Origin of the sequence: Rhodococcus tibetensis, from assembly GCF_024438035.1 — a bacterium.
Classification (GTDB): Bacteria; Actinomycetota; Actinomycetes; order Mycobacteriales; family Mycobacteriaceae; genus Rhodococcus_F; species Rhodococcus_F tibetensis.
Genome location: NZ_JANFQF010000005.1, coordinates 280,871 through 297,386 on the forward strand (window position 1 = coordinate 280,871; position 16,516 = coordinate 297,386).

The 16,516-nt window shown below is 65.5% G+C and carries 15 protein-coding genes; 12 read left to right on the forward strand and 3 right to left on the reverse strand.

Annotation, left to right across the window (positions count from 1 at the left end; genetic code table 11):
* The first annotated feature begins 5 nt into the window (after nt 1-5).
* From argC to NOF53_RS08395, 10 genes are all read left to right on the forward strand, one after another.
* Nucleotides 6-1,061, forward strand: a complete 1,056-nt coding sequence (gene argC, locus NOF53_RS08350) for an N-acetyl-gamma-glutamyl-phosphate reductase (protein WP_255967178.1) — start codon at nt 6-8, stop codon at nt 1,059-1,061.
* On the forward strand, nt 1,058-2,302 hold the full coding sequence (argJ, locus tag NOF53_RS08355) for a bifunctional glutamate N-acetyltransferase/amino-acid acetyltransferase ArgJ (RefSeq protein WP_255967180.1): 1,245 nt from the start codon (nt 1,058-1,060) through the stop codon (nt 2,300-2,302). The genes argC and argJ overlap by 4 nt, the downstream gene beginning before the upstream one ends.
* Entirely contained in the window at nt 2,299-3,225 is a 927-nt protein-coding gene (gene argB / locus NOF53_RS08360; RefSeq protein WP_255967182.1) for an acetylglutamate kinase, read from the forward strand. The genes argJ and argB overlap by 4 nt, the downstream gene beginning before the upstream one ends.
* The gene (locus NOF53_RS08365; RefSeq protein WP_255967184.1) at nt 3,222-4,421 is read left to right on the forward strand and encodes an acetylornithine transaminase; all 1,200 of its coding nucleotides are present in this window, start codon (nt 3,222-3,224) and stop codon (nt 4,419-4,421) included. The genes argB and NOF53_RS08365 overlap by 4 nt, the downstream gene beginning before the upstream one ends.
* Nucleotides 4,418-5,365, forward strand: coding sequence for an ornithine carbamoyltransferase (gene argF, locus NOF53_RS08370; RefSeq protein ID WP_255967186.1), 948 nt, complete (start codon nt 4,418-4,420; stop codon nt 5,363-5,365). The genes NOF53_RS08365 and argF overlap by 4 nt, the downstream gene beginning before the upstream one ends.
* 20 nt (nt 5,366-5,385) lie before the next feature.
* Nucleotides 5,386-5,880, forward strand: a complete 495-nt coding sequence (locus NOF53_RS08375) for an arginine repressor (RefSeq protein WP_255967188.1) — start codon at nt 5,386-5,388, stop codon at nt 5,878-5,880.
* 47 nt (nt 5,881-5,927) lie between these two features.
* The gene (locus NOF53_RS08380) at nt 5,928-7,127 is read left to right on the forward strand and encodes an argininosuccinate synthase (RefSeq protein ID WP_109329432.1); all 1,200 of its coding nucleotides are present in this window, start codon (nt 5,928-5,930) and stop codon (nt 7,125-7,127) included.
* 2 nt (nt 7,128-7,129) lie between these two features.
* Nucleotides 7,130-8,548: an argininosuccinate lyase gene (argH, locus tag NOF53_RS08385; RefSeq protein ID WP_255967190.1), complete on the forward strand. Its 1,419-nt coding sequence runs from the start codon at nt 7,130-7,132 to the stop codon at nt 8,546-8,548.
* A 110-nt stretch (nt 8,549-8,658) separates the two neighbouring features.
* On the forward strand, nt 8,659-11,643 hold the full coding sequence (locus tag NOF53_RS08390) for an acyl-CoA synthetase (RefSeq protein WP_255967192.1): 2,985 nt from the start codon (nt 8,659-8,661) through the stop codon (nt 11,641-11,643).
* Nucleotides 11,644-11,681: 38 nt separating this feature from the next.
* Nucleotides 11,682-11,894, forward strand: a complete 213-nt coding sequence (locus NOF53_RS08395; protein WP_255967194.1) for a Trm112 family protein — start codon at nt 11,682-11,684, stop codon at nt 11,892-11,894.
* Nucleotides 11,895-11,908: 14 nt separating this feature from the next.
* Here the strand turns inward: NOF53_RS08395 and NOF53_RS08400 are convergent, their stop codons facing one another.
* From NOF53_RS08400 to NOF53_RS08410, 3 genes are read right to left on the reverse strand one after another with little or no spacing between them, the layout of a single operon-like run.
* Nucleotides 11,909-12,517: a TetR/AcrR family transcriptional regulator gene (locus tag NOF53_RS08400; protein WP_255967196.1), complete on the reverse strand. Its 609-nt coding sequence runs from the start codon at nt 12,515-12,517 to the stop codon at nt 11,909-11,911.
* On the reverse strand, nt 12,514-13,269 hold the full coding sequence (locus NOF53_RS08405; protein ID WP_255967198.1) for an ABC transporter permease: 756 nt from the start codon (nt 13,267-13,269) through the stop codon (nt 12,514-12,516). The genes NOF53_RS08400 and NOF53_RS08405 overlap by 4 nt, the downstream gene beginning before the upstream one ends.
* Nucleotides 13,269-14,000, reverse strand: coding sequence for an ABC transporter ATP-binding protein (locus tag NOF53_RS08410; protein ID WP_255967249.1), 732 nt, complete (start codon nt 13,998-14,000; stop codon nt 13,269-13,271). Before NOF53_RS08410 ends, NOF53_RS08405 begins: the two co-directional genes overlap by 1 nt.
* A 92-nt stretch (nt 14,001-14,092) precedes the next feature.
* Here NOF53_RS08410 and NOF53_RS08415 point away from each other — a divergent pair, with 92 nt between their 5' ends.
* Together NOF53_RS08415 and tyrS are read left to right on the forward strand one after the other, a co-directional pair.
* A complete protein-coding gene (locus tag NOF53_RS08415; protein WP_255967200.1) occupies nt 14,093-14,710 on the forward strand; it encodes a DNA-3-methyladenine glycosylase in 618 nt (205 codons plus the stop codon).
* Between the two features lie 8 nt (nt 14,711-14,718).
* On the forward strand, nt 14,719-15,996 hold the full coding sequence (tyrS, locus tag NOF53_RS08420) for a tyrosine--tRNA ligase (protein ID WP_255967202.1): 1,278 nt from the start codon (nt 14,719-14,721) through the stop codon (nt 15,994-15,996).
* Nucleotides 15,997-16,516: the final 520 nt, after the last annotated feature.

A 16,516-nucleotide genomic window follows, 5' to 3' on the forward strand; every position in this document is an offset into this window, starting at 1 on the left:
ATCGTATGACTGAGCACGCGGGAAAACCGATCAGGATTGCCGTCGCCGGCGCGAGTGGATACGCCGGAGGCGAGGTGTTGCGTCTGCTGCTGGGGCACCCGTCCTACGCCGACGGATCACTCGTCATCGGCGCGCTCACCGCCGGTGGTAGCGCCGGATCGAGTCTCGGCTCACATCACCCGCATCTCCTCCCGCTCGCCGACCGCATTCTCGAGGACACCACGGTCGAGACGCTCAGTGGCCACGATGTGGTGTTCCTCGGTCTGCCGCACGGCAATTCGGCGCAGTACGCGAAGGCGCTGCCCGATTCCACCGTGATCATCGACTGCGGCGCAGACTTCCGGCTCTCCAACGCCGACGACTGGGAGCGCTACTACAAGAGCCCACACGCCGGTAGCTGGCCGTACGGACTTCCCGAGCTACCCGGTGCGCGCGAGAAGCTCACCGGTGCGACGCGTATCGCCGTGCCCGGCTGCTTCCCGACGGTCTCGAGCCTGGCGCTTGCTCCCGCCGTCGCGGCCGGAGTCGTGGAACCACGTGTCACCATCGTCGCTGTCACCGGGGCTTCCGGCGCGGGTCGTGCGCCCAAGGCCGATCTGCTGGGCTCGGAGGTAATGGGTTCGGTGCGCGCCTATGGAGTCGGCGGCGTACACCGGCACACCCCGGAAATCATTCAGAACCTGTCCGCACTCGCCGGTGAACGGGTCACCGTGTCGTTCACCCCGGTCTTGGCACCAATGCCCCGGGGCATCCTCGCCACCTGCACCGCGGCGACCACCGCGTCAGAGGGCGAGATTCGGGCGATCTACGAAAAGGCGTACGCCGAAGAACCTTTCGTGCACGTGCTGCCGGCCGGAGCGTTGCCGCAGACGGGCGCGGTCACCGGGTCCAACGCCGTTCAGATCGCTGTCGCGGTCGATGCGGACGCCGGTCAGCTCGTCGTCGTCGCCGTGATCGACAATCTGACCAAGGGCACCGCCGGAGGGGCCGTGCAATCTATGAATCTCGCGCTCGGGCTACCAGAGACCGCCGGGCTTTCGACAGTGGGAGTCGCACCGTGAGCAACGACAGCAGAATCGACACCGCCTACACCCGCGATATCGCGGGCGGCAAGCTCGTCCGCACCCAGGGAGTGTCCGGTCCGGCGGGGTTCCGGGCGTCCGGGATCAAGGCGGGCATCAAGGCCAACGGAAATGCCGATCTGGCGCTCGTGCTCAACGAGGGCCCCGAGCTCGCAGCTGCGGGGGTGTTTACCACCAACAAGGTCAAGGCCGCTCCGGTGTTGTGGTCACAGCAGGTTCTGAGCACGGGGCGGCTGCGCGCAGTCGTGCTCAATTCCGGTGGGGCGAACGCGTGTACCGGTGCGGGCGGATTCCAGGACACGCACCGGACGGCCGAGGAGGTCGCGTCGGCGCTGAGCAACTGGGGGACCGAGACCGGCGCGGTGGAAGTCGCGGTGTGCTCGACCGGTCTGATCGGTGATCGGCTGCCCATGGACAAGCTCATCCCCGGTGTCACCGAGGCCGTGCACGAACTGGCCGGTGGTATCTCGGGAGGCACCGACGCCGCCTACGCGATCATGACCACCGACACTGTCCCGAAGCAGTCCGCACTGCACCACGCAGACAAATGGAACGTCGGCGGGATGGCGAAGGGCGCCGGCATGCTTGCCCCCGCGCTGGCCACCATGCTCTGCGTCATTACGACCGATGCGGTGGCCACCGCCGCCCAGCTCGATGCGGCTCTGCGTGCGGCCACCCGCGTGACCTTCGACCGCCTCGATGTCGACGGTGCGACGTCGACCAACGACACCGTGCTGCTTCTGGCGTCCGGGGCCAGTAACTTCGCTCCCAGCCAGGCAGAACTCGATGCTGCGGTCACCGCCGTGTGTGACGACCTCGCCGACCAGATGATGGCCGACGCGGAGGGAGTCACCAAGCGGGTGCGCGTCACTGTCAGTGGTGCCGCGAGTGAGAATGACGCCTTGATCGGTGCCCGGACAGTGGCACGCGACAGCCTGGTCAAGACTGCGATCTTCGGTTCAGATCCCAACTGGGGACGCGTGCTCGCGGCAATCGGAATCGCACCGATAGAGCTGGACCCGGACAAGATCGCCGTGTCGTTCAACGGTTCCCCCGTCTGCATCGACGGGATCGGTGCGCCCGGTGCCCGCGAGGTGGACCTGAGCGGCGTCGACATCGCCCTCGACATCGATCTGGGTGTCGGCGAGCATGCCGTCACCATCCGGACGACCGACCTCTCGCACGCCTATGTCGAAGAGAACTCGGCGTACTCGTCATGACATCGGGCAGCGAAACGCTGGTCGGTATCACCGATCACCAGAAGGCACACGTGCTCGCCGAGGCTTTGCCGTGGCTGCAGCAGTTCCGGGGCAAGGTCGTGGTCGTGAAGTACGGCGGCAACGCCATGATCGACGACGCACTGAAGACGGCGTTCGCCGCCGACATGGCGTTCCTCCGCACGGTGGGGATACACCCGGTAGTGGTGCACGGCGGGGGACCTCAGATCAATGCCATGCTCGCCAAACTGGGGATGACCGGCGAATTCAAGGGCGGATTTCGGGTCACCACCCCCGAGGTCATGGACGTGGTGCGGATGGTGTTGTTCGGTCAGGTCGGCCGCGAACTCGTGGGCCTGATCAATGCGCACGGCCCCTATGCCGTCGGTATCTCCGGCGAGGACGCCCACCTGTTCACGGCCACCAAGCGCACCGTGATGGTCGACGGGCGTCCCACCGATATCGGTTTGGTCGGCGACGTCACGACCGTCAGTCCGGAAGCCGTGCTCGACCTGATCCATGCTGGCCGGATACCCGTCGTCTCTACCATTGCGCCCGACTCGGACGGCGTGGTGCACAACATCAACGCCGACACGGCGGCTGCGGCGCTCGCGGAGGCGATCGGTGCCGAAAAGCTCGTGGTCCTGACCGATGTCGAGGGGCTGTACACCAACTGGCCGGATCGGGGTTCGCTGGCGACGGAGATCGACACCGCGGCACTGGCGCAGCTTCTGCCGAGTCTCGACGCCGGCATGGTGCCGAAGATGGAGGCCTGCTTGCGAGCCGTCCGCGGCGGGGTCCCCACCGCCCACGTGATCGACGGGCGTGTCCCGCACTCTGTGCTGCTCGAACTCTTCACCGGTGAGGGCATCGGAACCATGGTGACCCCGACACCGGCTACATCTACCGAGGGAGTTGTCTCATGACCGGAACTCCGGAACTTCAGCAGCGGTGGTCGGGCGCGCTGATGAATACGTACGGCGTCCCACGGGTCGCGCTGACGGGTGGCCGTGGCGCGGTGCTGACGGACGCGGACGGCAAAGAGTATGTGGACCTTCTCGCCGGCATTGCCGTCAACATCCTCGGGCACGGGCATCCGGCGATCATCGAGGCGGTCACCCACCAGCTGTCGACGCTGGGACATGTGTCCAACCTCTATGCGAGTGAACCCGCGATTGCTCTGGCGGAAGAGTTGCTGTCCCATCTCGGCGCACCCGGCCGGGTCTTTCTGTGCAACTCGGGCACCGAGGCGAACGAGGCGGCATTCAAGCTCGCCCGCGCGACGGGGCGCTCCAAGATCATCGCGGCGGAGAACTCCTTCCATGGCCGCACGATGGGCGCGCTCGCGCTCACCGGACAGGCAGCGAAGCGTGCCCCGTTCGAACCGATGCCGCCCGGTGTCGAGCACGTGCCGTACGGCGATCTCGATGCGCTGGACCGGGCAGTCGACACCGACACCGCCGCGGTGTTCCTCGAACCCATGATGGGTGAGGGCGGCGTCGTCGTTCCTCCAGAGGGATACCTGGTCGGTGCACGGAAGATCACCGCGGATCGCGGTGCGCTGCTGGTGCTCGACGAGGTGCAGACCGGGATCGGCCGGACCGGGTGGTTCTTTGCCCATCAGGCCGTCGGCATCGTTCCCGACGTCATGACGCTGGCAAAGGGTCTCGGCGGTGGAATGCCGATCGGCGCCTGCATCGCCACGGGCGCGACCGCCGATCTGTTCGGGCCGGGTAAACACGGCACCACCTTCGGCGGCAACCCTGTGTGCGCGTCGGCTGCGCTCGCCGTGCTTCGCACGATCGCCGAGGAAGATCTTCTCTCCCGCGCCGACGCACTCGGAAAGTCGCTGTCCGCGGGTATCGAGGGGCTCGGACATCCTTTGATCGACCACGTCCGCGGCGCCGGGTTGCTGCTCGGTATCGTCCTCACCCAGGACATCGCACCCGCAGTGGAGAACGCGGCGCGCGAGGCCGGTTACCTGCTCAATGCGGCGCAGCCCGGTGTCATCCGGATGGCTCCACCCCTGATTCTGACCGAAGACCAGGCCGAAGGTTTCGTCGCGGCGCTGCCCGCGATTCTCGACAACGCGCAATCGGCCGCTCAGCCGGGAAAGCAGTGACGATCGTGGTGAAACATTTCCTGCGTGACGACGACCTGACCCCTGCCCAGCAGGCCGAGGTCCTCGACCTCGCGGCCCGGCTCAAGAAGGATCCGTTCGCGGAGCGTCCGCTCGAAGGCCCGCGCGGTGTCGGCGTCATCTTCGAGAAGAACTCGACCCGCACACGGTTCTCGTTCGAGATGGGCATCGCGCAACTGGGTGGCCACGCCGTGGTGGTCGACGGACGAAGCACCCAGCTCGGCCGCGAGGAGACGCTCCAGGACACTGGGCGGGTGCTGTCGAGGTATGTCGACGCAGTCGTCTGGCGGACGTTCGGGCAGAAGCGCCTCGAATCCATGGCCTCCGGGGCGAGCGTTCCGATCGTCAACGCCCTGTCCGACGAGTTCCATCCCTGCCAGGTCCTGGCCGACCTCCAGACACTTGCCGAGCGCAAGGGATCGCTGAAGGGGCTGAAACTGACGTACCTCGGGGACGGCGCCAACAACATGGCCCATTCCCTGATGCTGGGCGGAGTCACCGCAGGCGTCGACGTCACGATCGCCAGCCCGGACGGGTTTTCGCCGTTGCCGTGGGTGGTCGAGGTGGCACGAGCCCGCGCGGCCGAGACCGGTGCCACGATCACGCTGACCGGTGATGCGCACTCGGCGGTCGCAGGCGCGGACGCACTCGTGACCGACACGTGGACGTCGATGGGACAGGAGAACGACGGCCTCGACCGCGTCGGGCCGTTCCGTCCGTTCCAGGTCGACGACGCACTGCTCGCGAGGGCCGATTCCGAAGCTGTGGTTCTGCACTGCCTGCCCGCGCACCGCGGTGAGGAGATCACCGACGCGGTGCTCGACGGACCGCAGAGTGTGGTGTGGGACGAGGCCGAGAACCGGCTGCACGCGCAGAAGGCGCTCCTGGTGTGGCTTCTCGCCCAACGATCCGGGAACCGTCCGTGACTCCGGTTCCACCACACCGAGTGGGTACCGCCAACGCGGCGACCGCGCCGACGCGGGCAGGGCGTCAGGCGCGGATCGTGGCGATTCTGTCGACCAACCCCGTCCGCAGTCAGACGGAACTCGCGTCCCTGCTGGCCGCTGAAGGGATCGACGCGACCCAGGCCACGCTTTCCCGTGACCTCGAAGAACTCGGGGCCGTCAAGCTGCGCGCCGCCGACGGTGGTGCCGGGGTGTACGTGGTGCCGGAGGACGGGAATCCGGTACGCGGAGTCTCCGGCGGAACGGACAGATTGGCGCGCTTGCTGGGGGAGTTGCTGGTGTCCACGGACTCGAGTGGCAACCTGGCGGTGCTGCGAACACCCCCCGGGGCGGCGCACTATCTGGCGAGTGCACTCGATCGGGCATCATTACCTGACGTCGTGGGAACCGTAGCCGGCGACGACACGCTTCTCGTGGTGGCCCGCGAGCCGCTGACCGGGGCAGAACTCGCGGCCCGGATCGAATCCCTCGCCTGACAACTGAATCATCTCTACAGATCTTCAACCTAAGGAGCACAAGGACCATGGCCGATCGCGTCGTACTCGCCTACTCGGGCGGGCTGGACACCTCAGTCGCCATCAGCTGGATCGGCAAGGAGACCGGCAAGGAAGTTGTTGCTGTCGCCATCGATCTCGGCCAGGGCGGCGAGGACATGGAGGTCGTGCGCCAGCGTGCGCTCGACTGCGGTGCGGTCGAGTCGGTCGTGGTGGATGCACGTGACGAGTTCGCCGACGAGTACTGCCTGCCGACCATCCAGGCCAACGCCCTGTACATGGACCGTTACCCGCTGGTGTCGGCGATCAGCCGCCCGTTGATCGTCAAGCACCTCGTCGATGCAGCCCGCGCCTACGGCGGCACCACCGTCGCGCACGGTTGCACCGGCAAGGGCAACGACCAGGTCCGTTTCGAGGTCGGTTTCGGTTCGCTGGCTCCGGATCTCGACGTCATCGCTCCGGTTCGCGACTACGCATGGACCCGGGAGAAGGCCATCGCGTTCGCGGAAGAAAACGAGATCCCGATCAACGTCTCGAAGAAGTCCCCGTTCTCGATCGACCAGAACGTGTGGGGTCGCGCCGTCGAGACCGGCTTCCTCGAGGACCTGTGGAACGCGCCGACCAAGGACGTCTACGACTACACCCAGGACCCGACCGTCAACTGGCAGGCCCCGGACGAACTGATCATCAGCTTCGAAGAAGGCCGCCCTGTCGCAATCGACGGCAAGCCGGTGTCGGTCCTCGAGGCGATTCAGGAATTGAACCGTCGCGCAGGCGCTCAGGGTGTCGGGCGACTCGACGTCGTGGAAGATCGGCTGGTCGGCATCAAGAGTCGCGAGATCTACGAGGCTCCGGGCGCCATGGTGCTGATCAACGCGCACCAGGAACTCGAGCACGTCACGCAGGAACGCGAGCTCGGCCGCTACAAGCGGCAGACCGAGCAGCGCTGGAGCGAGCTGGTGTACGACGGCCTGTGGTTCTCGCCGCTCAAGGTGGCGCTGGACACTTTCATCGCGAAGACGCAGGAACGTGTCTCGGGTGACATCCGTCTGGTGCTGCACGGCGGCGCGATCATCGTCAACGGGCGTCGCAGCAACCAGTCGCTCTATGACTTCAACCTGGCCACCTACGACGAGGGCGACACCTTCGACCAGTCGTTCGCCAAGGGTTTCGTGCAGATCCACGGTCTGTCCTCGAAGGTCGCCGCGAAGCGCGATCTGGGCCTGTAGGCATGACGGCGCACGGAACCAACGAAGGTGCGTTGTGGGGCGGTCGGTTCGAATCCGGACCGGCCGCTGCCATGGCGGCTCTGAGTAAGTCGACCCATTTCGATTGGGTCCTCGCCCCGTATGACGTGCGGGCGTCGCAGGCACACGCCCGGGTCCTGCACAAGGCGGGATTGCTCAGCGAGGACGACCTCGCGACGATGCTGGGTGGGCTGGAAAGCCTGGCCGCCGACGTCGCGAGCGGAGCGTTCGGCCCGAGCGATTCCGACGAGGACGTGCACGGGGCCCTCGAACGGGGTCTGATCGATCGGGTCGGTCCGGAGGTCGGGGGACGCCTGCGGGCGGGACGCTCGCGTAATGATCAGGTGGCGACGCTGTTCCGCATGTGGTTGCGGGATGCGGTCCGCCGGGTCGCGGCTGGGGTGTTGGACGTCGTTGATGCGCTCGCAACGCAGGCGGCAGCACATCCTTCCGCGGTGATGCCGGGCAAGACGCACCTGCAGGCTGCGCAGCCGGTTCTGCTGGCGCATCATCTGCTGGCGCACACGCATCCCCTGCTGCGAGACGTGCAGCGTCTGCGTGACTTCGACGTGCGAGCCGCAGTGTCCCCGTATGGTTCGGGTGCGTTGGCGGGGTCCTCGCTCGGGCTCGATCCCGAGGCCATTGCCGCGGAACTCGCGTTCGATTCTTCGGCGGAGAACTCGATCGACGCGACGTCGTCGCGGGACTTCGCAGCCGAGGCCGCCTTTGTGCTCGCGATGATCGGCGTGGATCTGTCGCGGATGGCGGAGGAGGTCATCCTGTGGAGCACCCCCGAATTCGGCTACATCACGCTGGCTGATGCCTGGTCGACGGGTTCGTCGATCATGCCGCAGAAGAAGAACCCGGACGTGTCCGAGCTGACCCGCGGGAAGTCGGGCCGCCTCATCGGTAACCTGACGGGTCTTCTGGCTACGTTGAAGGCGCAACCGCTCGCCTACAACAGGGACCTTCAGGAAGACAAGGAACCGGTATTCGACTCGGTGGCACAACTCGAGATGCTCCTGCCGGCGATCACCGGGCTGGTCTCGACCCTCGAGTTCCACACCGACCGGATGGCGGAACTGGCGCCCGCTGGGTTCACTCTCGCCACGGATATCGCCGAGTGGCTGGTTCGCCAGGGCGTTCCGTTCCGCGTCGCCCATGAGGCGGCGGGGGCGTGCGTGCGTGTCGCCGAGGCGCGGGGCGTCGGTTTGGACGATCTCACCGACGAAGAACTCGCTGGAGTCGATCCTGCCCTCACTCCGGACGTTCGGGAGGTGCTTACAGTCGAGGGATCGATCGCATCGCGCAACGCCCGCGGTGGCACCGCCGGTGTCCGGGTAGCCGAACAGTTGGGTGGTGTTCGCCGACTCTCCGAGTCGATGCGGGAGTGGTGCCGGTGACGCCTGCGTCGGCGACTCTCCAATAGGGCAGCGTGACGCGTCGGGCGAAGTAGGGTGAGGGCGGCGGCAGTGAGACGTTCGCCGCGGTTCGAGAGTCTGGGAGAGTATTCGTGGGTTTGACTACCGAAACGGTAAAGGGCCCGATCCGTCGGGTAGTGGCGACGGCGCAGAACGGGTTGGAGGTAGTTCGCCTCGGCGGACTGGAGACCGATCTCACCACCTCGCCGTTCGAGGTGGTCGAACGCGAGCCGATGTACCGGCTCCGGCGATATTTTCCCGACACCGACCCGGCGGATGTCGGTCCACCCATCGTGTTGGTGCCGCCGATGATGATGTCGGCCGACGTCTACGACGTGACTCGTGATCAGGGCGCCGTCGGCATCCTGCACGAGATGGGGGTCGATCCCTGGGTGGTCGACTTCGGGTCGCCGGACACCGAAGAGGGTGGATGGGACAGGAATCTCGCGGATCACATCGTCGCGATCAGCGAAATCATCGACAAGGTTCGTGCTCACACCGGCCGCGACGTCCACCTCTCGGGGTATTCGCAGGGCGGCATGTTCGCCTACCAGGCGGCTGCATACCGCCGAAGTCGCAACATCGCGAGTCTGATCACGTTCGGCAGCCCGGTAGACACTCTGGCCGGTCTGCCGTTCGGTATCCCCGCCGGCTTTGCCAGTGACGCAGCTGCTTTCCTCGCCGACCACGTATTCAATCGTCTTGCGGTGTCCGGGTGGATGGCCCGCACGGGTTTTCAGCTCCTCGACCCGGTGAAGACCCTCAAGTCCCGTCTCGAATTCCTCCGGCAACTGCACGACCGGGAGGCGCTCCTCCCACGTGAACAGCAGCGCCGGTTCCTCGCGACCGAGGGATGGGTCGCCTGGTCGGGTCCGGCAGTGGCAGACCTTCTCAAGCAGTTCATCGTCCACAATCGGATGATGACCGGCGGTTTCGTGATCAAGGACCGTGTCGTGTCCCTCGCCGAGCTCACCTGCCCGATTATGGCGTTCGTCGGTGAAGTCGACGACATCGGGCAGCCGCTGGCGGTGCGGGGGATCCGCAGGGCCGCGCCTCGTGCCAACGTGTATGAATCTACCTTGCGGGTAGGGCATTTCGGGCTCGTGGTCGGTTCTGCTGCGGCGGCACACACGTGGCCGACCACCGGGGAATGGGTGCGGTGGAACGAAGGGATGGGGCCTAAACCGTCCAGTGTCGATCTCATGCGGTATGACGAACACTTCGGCAGCGAGACCGGCGTGTCGATCAGTGACCGCATCATCCATACCGTGGCCACGGTCGCGGAAGTGGGCGTGGGTGTCGGCAAGGGGATCACCGGATTCGCCTCGGGCGCGCTTCGCGGCACGGTGGAACTGTCCGGGGAGGCCACGCGCGCACTTCCGCGGTTGGCCCGTCTCGGCCAGATTCAACCGCACACCCAGATTTCCCTCAGCCGGCTCCTGGCGGAGCAACGGCGGAAGGCGCCGAACGGTGAATGCTTCCTCTTCGACAACCGGGTGCATACCTACGAGGCGGTGAACCAGCGGATCGACAATGTCGTCCGTGGTCTGATCTCTGCCGGCGTGCGCCCCTCCGCGCACGTCGGTGTGGTCATGGAAACCCGGCCGAGCGCGCTCGCCGTCATCGCGGCACTGTCCCGGCTCGGCGCTGTGGCGGTTCTTCTTCCCCCGGGCCGCGAAATCCACACCGCCATCCGGATCGACGGGGTCGAACGCATCGTCACCGACCCCGAAAATCTCGACGCCGCCCTCGCCACCGGGATGCAGGTCCTCGTCCTCGGTGGGGGTGACCTCCGCAGTCTCGATGTCGACCCGGGGGCGGACGTCGTCGATCTCGAGCAGATCGACCCGGAGTCCGTCACTTTGCCCGGCTGGTACCGGCCCGACCCCGGGCTGGCGCGCGAACTGGCGTTCATCATCTGCAGTGAATCGAACGGGCACTGGGAGACCAAGCAGGTCACCAACTACCGGTGGGCGCTGTCGGCTTTCGGTACTGCCTCTGCTGCTGATCTCGATCGCGGCGACACGGTGTATTGCATTGCGCCCCTGCATCATTCATCCAGTCTCCTGGCGGCGGTCGGGGGAGCGGTCGCAGGCGGCTCACGTATAGCTCTGTCGAAGGGGCTCGACGCCGAGCGATTCACCGAGGAGGTCCAGCGTTACGGCGTGACCGTCGTCAGCTACACGTGGACGATGATGCGTGAAATCCTCAACGCCGAAAGCCTCGATCTTCTCGGTAACTACCCGATCCGCCTGTTCCTCGGTTCTGGTATGCCCCAAGGCTTGTGGCGGCGCACCACCGAGTGCTTCGCGCCCGCGAAGGTGCTCGAGTTCTACGCGTCCACCGAGGGCGATGTCGTTCTCGCGAATGTCGCGGGCGCCAAGGTCGGTTGCAAGGGCCGGCCGCTGCCGGGGAGCGCAGACGTGCGACTGGCCGCATACGACCCGATCTCCGGACGCCTGCTCGAGGACGATCGGGGTTTCGTCCGCGAATGCGCGGACGACGAAGTCGGTCTGCTCCTCGGCAGGGCCGGCGTGCACGGTGAGATGTCCGGCGTGGCAATGCGAGGCATCTTCGCAGCCGGTGACGCCTGGATCGCGACGGAGAACCTCTTCCGCCGCGACGCCGACGGTGACTACTGGCTGGTCGACCACAAGAAGACAGTCATCGCGACCGTGCGAGGACCGGTGTTCACGCAACCGATCGTGGACGCTCTGGCGGCCGTCGACAGGATCGACCTGGCGGTCGCCTACGGGATCGAGGTCGGCGGCCGGAAGTTGGCGGCCGCGGCATTCACCCTCCGCGACGGACGCCCGCCGCGGCTGGGTGACGTAGCGGACGCCATCGAAGCACTTCCTCTCGGATGGCGTCCCGACATCGTCCATGTCGTGGATGCCATTGCGCTGGGCTCGTCGTTCCGCCCGAATGCCGACGGTCTGAGTGCGGCAGGCTTACCCAAGCCAGGAACACGCGTCTGGTATCTCGACGCGACGACACAGGAGTACAAACGCTTGACCAAAGCGGTAGCAGCGCAGTTCCACGACGGCGGGGTCGGCATGCCCGCCGGTGCGCGGTAATCTGAGGCTGCTCATCCGAACGGTTGGAGAGGACATCCGTGGTTATTGATCCGACACTGCTCAGCATCCTGGCGTGCCCGCAGGACAAGGGACCGCTGCTGCTGGTCGGAGACGAGTTGCTCTACAACCCTCGGCTTCGGCGCGCCTACCCCATCGAGAACGGAATCCCGGTTCTCCTCATCGACGAGGCGCGCGATGTGGATGACGACGAGCACGAGCGGCTGGTCGCACGCGCGTCCGCAGAATCGTGACCGAGGAGAGCTGATCAGCCCGGTACCGGGCCGGTGAGATAGCGCTGGAGCGTGGGCGCTATCACGTCGATCAGGTCTTCGATCGGCAGAGAGGCGAGTGGTTCGAACTCGAGGATGTACCGGGTCACCAGCATTCCGGCCATTTGTGACGCCACCAGCTGCATCCGCAGCATTCCCGTTCCGGGGGGCTGGTCGACTCTCGGGCCCAGGTCACGGAGTACTACCTCCACAAGGAAAGTCCGGATCAAGTTCGGTTCGTTTCCCGCCATCGCAGAACGGAACGCGGCAACGACTGCCGGTCGGTGCGATGACTCCCAGACCGAGAACACCGCCTCAGCGAGATGGCGCCCGACCTCGTCGGTCGGGATGTCGAGGACCGGTGCGATCACCCGAGTGGGATCGACCGGAATCTCGACGGAATCGAGAAACAGCTGACGCTTGGTCCCGAAGTAGTGATGCACGAGCGCCGCGTCGACGCCTGCGCCGAGGGCGACCGCGCGCACACTTGTTTTGTCGAACCCGTTTTGCGCGAACAGTTTTCGCGCGGCTGTCAATATGCGGGCTCGGGTGTCCTGATTTCCCGGTCTGCGGCCGGAGCGCGCTCGTGCACGCGGTGCGGTCATGGTGTGCGACGCCTCAGTGTTGCGGCTCCGAGGGACAACGCGAGTAGCGCGAATGCCGCGACCACGGTGAGATCCCGCCACATGATCCCGGTCGTTCCCGGATGGATCGCGACCTGTTGGAGAGCATTGACGGCGTAGCTCAGTGGCAGGACATTGCTGATCCACTCGAGCCAGGTGGGGAGCTGGTCGCGTGGGACGAGTAGCCCGCACAGGAACAGTTGGGGCACCACGACGACGGGCATGAACTGCACGGCTTGGAACTCGGTCCGGGCGAAGGCGCTGCACAGAAGGCCGAGCGCGACACCGAGGATCGCGTTCAGGACCGCGATCAGCAGAACCCAGCTCACGCTGCCCTCGGTATCGAGGCCGAGGAAGCCGAATGCGATGGCACAGGCCAATGCGGCCTGCGCGGCGGCGGCCGTGGAGAAGGCTGCCGCATAGCCGCCGAGAAGGTCGAGCTTGCCCAAGGGTGTCGTGAGGAGGCGTTCGAGAGTCCCCGAGGTGCGTTCTCGTTGCATCGCAATGGAGGTGACGAGGAACATCACGACGAACGGAAGGATGCCGAGCATCGTGATCGCGACCCGCTCGAAGAGCGACTGCTGACCGGGCGCCGCAGGCACGTTCTGGTACAGGAAGTACAGCAACACCATCAGCAGGCTGGGTACCACGAGGATCATGGCGACCGTGCGATGGTCGGCCCGCAACTGTGCGAGGATCCGACCGGCGGTCGCGGCGAAGATTCTGACGTTCATCAGTTTTCACTTCCCACATGTGATGTGCGGATCAAGGTCAGGAAGGCGTCTTCGAGGCTGGTTTGACCGGTCTGCTCGCGCAGCCCGGTGGGGGACACCTGCGCGAGTACGTGGCCGTCGCGCATGAGGAGCAGCGAATCGCAGTGTTCGGCCTCGTCCATCACATGACTGGACACCAGGAGAGTCGTTCCCTCGGCGGCGAGGGCCTCGAACCGCTCCCAGAGTTCGACACGAAGCAGCGGATCGAGGCCGACGGTGGGTTCGTCCAGTACGAGGATCTCGGGGCCCGCGACCAGTGCGCATGCGAGAGAAGCTCGTCCGAGTTGTCCACCGGACAGGTCGCCAGCTTTCTGGCCGGCGAACCGGGTGAGTCCGACGGCGTCGATCGCATCGGCGACCGCGCTGGAGGGTCGCCCGTACAACGCGGCGAAGTAGGAAACGTTCTTCTTGACGGTGAGGTCGGCGTACACGCTGGGTGTTTGGGTGACGTACCCCACGCGACTGCGTAGGGAGACCGAACCCGCGGGCGATCCAAGAACGGTGACGGTGCCCGATTCTACGATCTGGGTACCAACCACGCACCGCATCAGCGTCGTCTTACCGCACCCGGAGGGACCGAGAAGTCCGGTGATGGAGCCGCTCGGAACCTGCACGTCGACGCCGTGCAAGACCTCGTTCCTTCCTCGCCGAACACGGAGATCCCGGATGTCGATCGCAGGGCTGCCGTCCATGGCGTGCCTCAATTCATCACTGGGTGAATTCATTGCTCGATGAATTATGCGACCGCAGACAGCTCCGCGTCAATGGCGTGCACAATCGAAGCGTGACTGTCGATCGACTTGCCGAGGCCGAACCCACCGAAGCCGCGAAAATCGTGCTCGGATCCACCCTCATCGTTGAGGACGTACGCCTTCGCATCGTCGAGGTGGAGGCGTATGGAGGAGAAGAGGAGGGGCCCTGGCCGGACCCCGCATCGCATTCGTATCGGGGGAGGACCCTCCGGAATGCAGTGATGTTCGGCCCGGCCGGACACCTGTACGTGTATCGCAGCTACGGAATGCACTACTGCATGAATGTGTCGTATGGGCCCGTCGGCACAGCCGGCGGAGTGCTTCTGCGTGCAGGTGAGGTGCTGGGCGGTGACGAGACTGTCCGTGTCCGACGGTCGCGGGTCACTCGGCCGGCTGATTTCGCACGGGGCCCCGGAAATCTGGGGTCGGCGACCGGTGTCACCCTTGCCGACAACGGTGCGCCGCTGTTCGCAGCCGATTCGCCGATCCGGCTCGAGATCGCCGAATCGGAGGGTTGGGTGAGTGGTCCTCGGGTGGGGGTCAGTGCAGCCGCCGACCGGCCCTGGCGTTTTTGGATTCCGGAGTCCGCCGCGGTGTCCGTGTACCGCAGAAGCCCGCGTGCGATGGCCGCTGAGGAACGGATGGGATGATCGACCACGTGACTGAGAACATCATCGATGAACTGACCTGGCGGGGGCTGATCGCCCAATCAACTGATCTCGACGCACTGCGCCGTGATCTCGACGCCGGACCGGTCACGCTGTATGCGGGGTTCGATCCGACTGGGCCAAGTCTGCACGCCGGACACCTGGTGCCCCTGCTCGCACTGAAACGGTTCCAGCGCGCGGGGCACCGCCCTGTGGTTCTGGCAGGTGGGGCGACCGGACTGATCGGGGACCCGCGCGACGTGGGCGAACGGACGATGAATTCCTCCGACACGGTGGCCGCGTGGGCCGATCGCATCCGCGGTCAACTCGAACGGTTCGTCGACTTCGACGATTCGCCCAGCGGCGCCGTCGTCGAAAACAACATGAACTGGACCGGCAAGCTGTCGGCGATCGATTTTCTCCGAGATGTGGGCAAGCATTTCTCGGTCAACGTGATGCTGGCGAGGGATACCGTCAAGCGCCGGCTCGAATTCGACGGCATGTCCTACACGGAGTTCAGCTACATGCTGCTGCAGGCCAACGACTACCTCCATCTGCGCCGTAGTCACGGATGCACGTTGCAGGTGGGTGGGTCGGACCAGTGGGGCAACATCATCGCCGGTGTGGACCTCAACCGCCGTGTCGACGCCGCGACGGTGCACGGGCTCACGGTGCCGCTGGTGACGTCGGCCGACGGCAAGAAGTTCGGCAAGTCGACGGGTGGGGGCAGCCTGTGGCTCGATCCGGAGATGACCAGCCCCTACGCCTGGTACCAGTACTTCGTGAACACGAGCGATGCCGATGTCGTCAAATACCTACGGTGGTTCACCTTCCTCTCGGCCGAGGAGCTTGCCGAGCTGGAGACCGCGACAGCCGAACGCCCGCAGGCCCGCGAGGCTCAGCGCCGGCTGGCAGCGGAGATGACAACCCTCGTCCACGGTGAAGCCAACACCCGCGCGGTGGAGCTCGCGAGCAAGGCGCTCTTCGGCCGAGGCGAACTGCAGGACCTCGACGAGCCGACGCTGGCTGCAGCCCTCCGCGAAGCGGCGGTCGCACAACTGGCGCCGGGCGACCCTGCCGGCATCGTGGATCTGCTCGTGCTCAGCGGGTTGTGCGAAAGCAAGGGGGCGGCCCGCCGTGCGGTGAAGGAAGGCGGTGCGTCGGTGAACAACCGCAAGATCAGTAGCGAAGAGTGGACCCCCTCCGCGGATGATCTTCTCCACGGAACCTGGCTCGTTATTCGGCGCGGTAAGCGGAACTTCGCCGGCATCCAGGTAGTGGGTCGCTAGGGTGCGGCGCATCACACCGTTGTAAGTTCTCGAAGTGCCCGCAGGTGGGCCGTGCATCGCGCGGCCCACCTGCGGATTCAATGCGCCGGACTTCCATGAACTGGGGATTTGACGCTCCGTTATCCTTCGCGTAACTTATTGGAAGTCAGAGCGACACGGACACCGACTCCGCCTGTAAGGGTTGGGGACACGAGGTTGGACGAAGGCGCCTGGACTTCGCGAGGATACCGATTTTGATCGATCTCTTCGGGATGTGCTGATGGTTTCCGATTGCGTCGGGAGGTGTCAGGGGTTAGGCTGGAGCGGTTGCCCCGGATCGGTCGGAGATGTTGTCTTCGGGTGTGATGGTGTGTGCGTGTTCTTTGAGAACTCAACAGTGTGTCGATGAATGTCAGTGCCAGATGTTTTTGGTACTCCGCATCATGGATGATCAACTGGCCGTTGTGGTTTGGTTGTGAGTTGTGGTGTGGGTATGTGCTGGCTCTTCTCCTTCTTCCGTCGGAGGGGGGTCAGTGTTTGA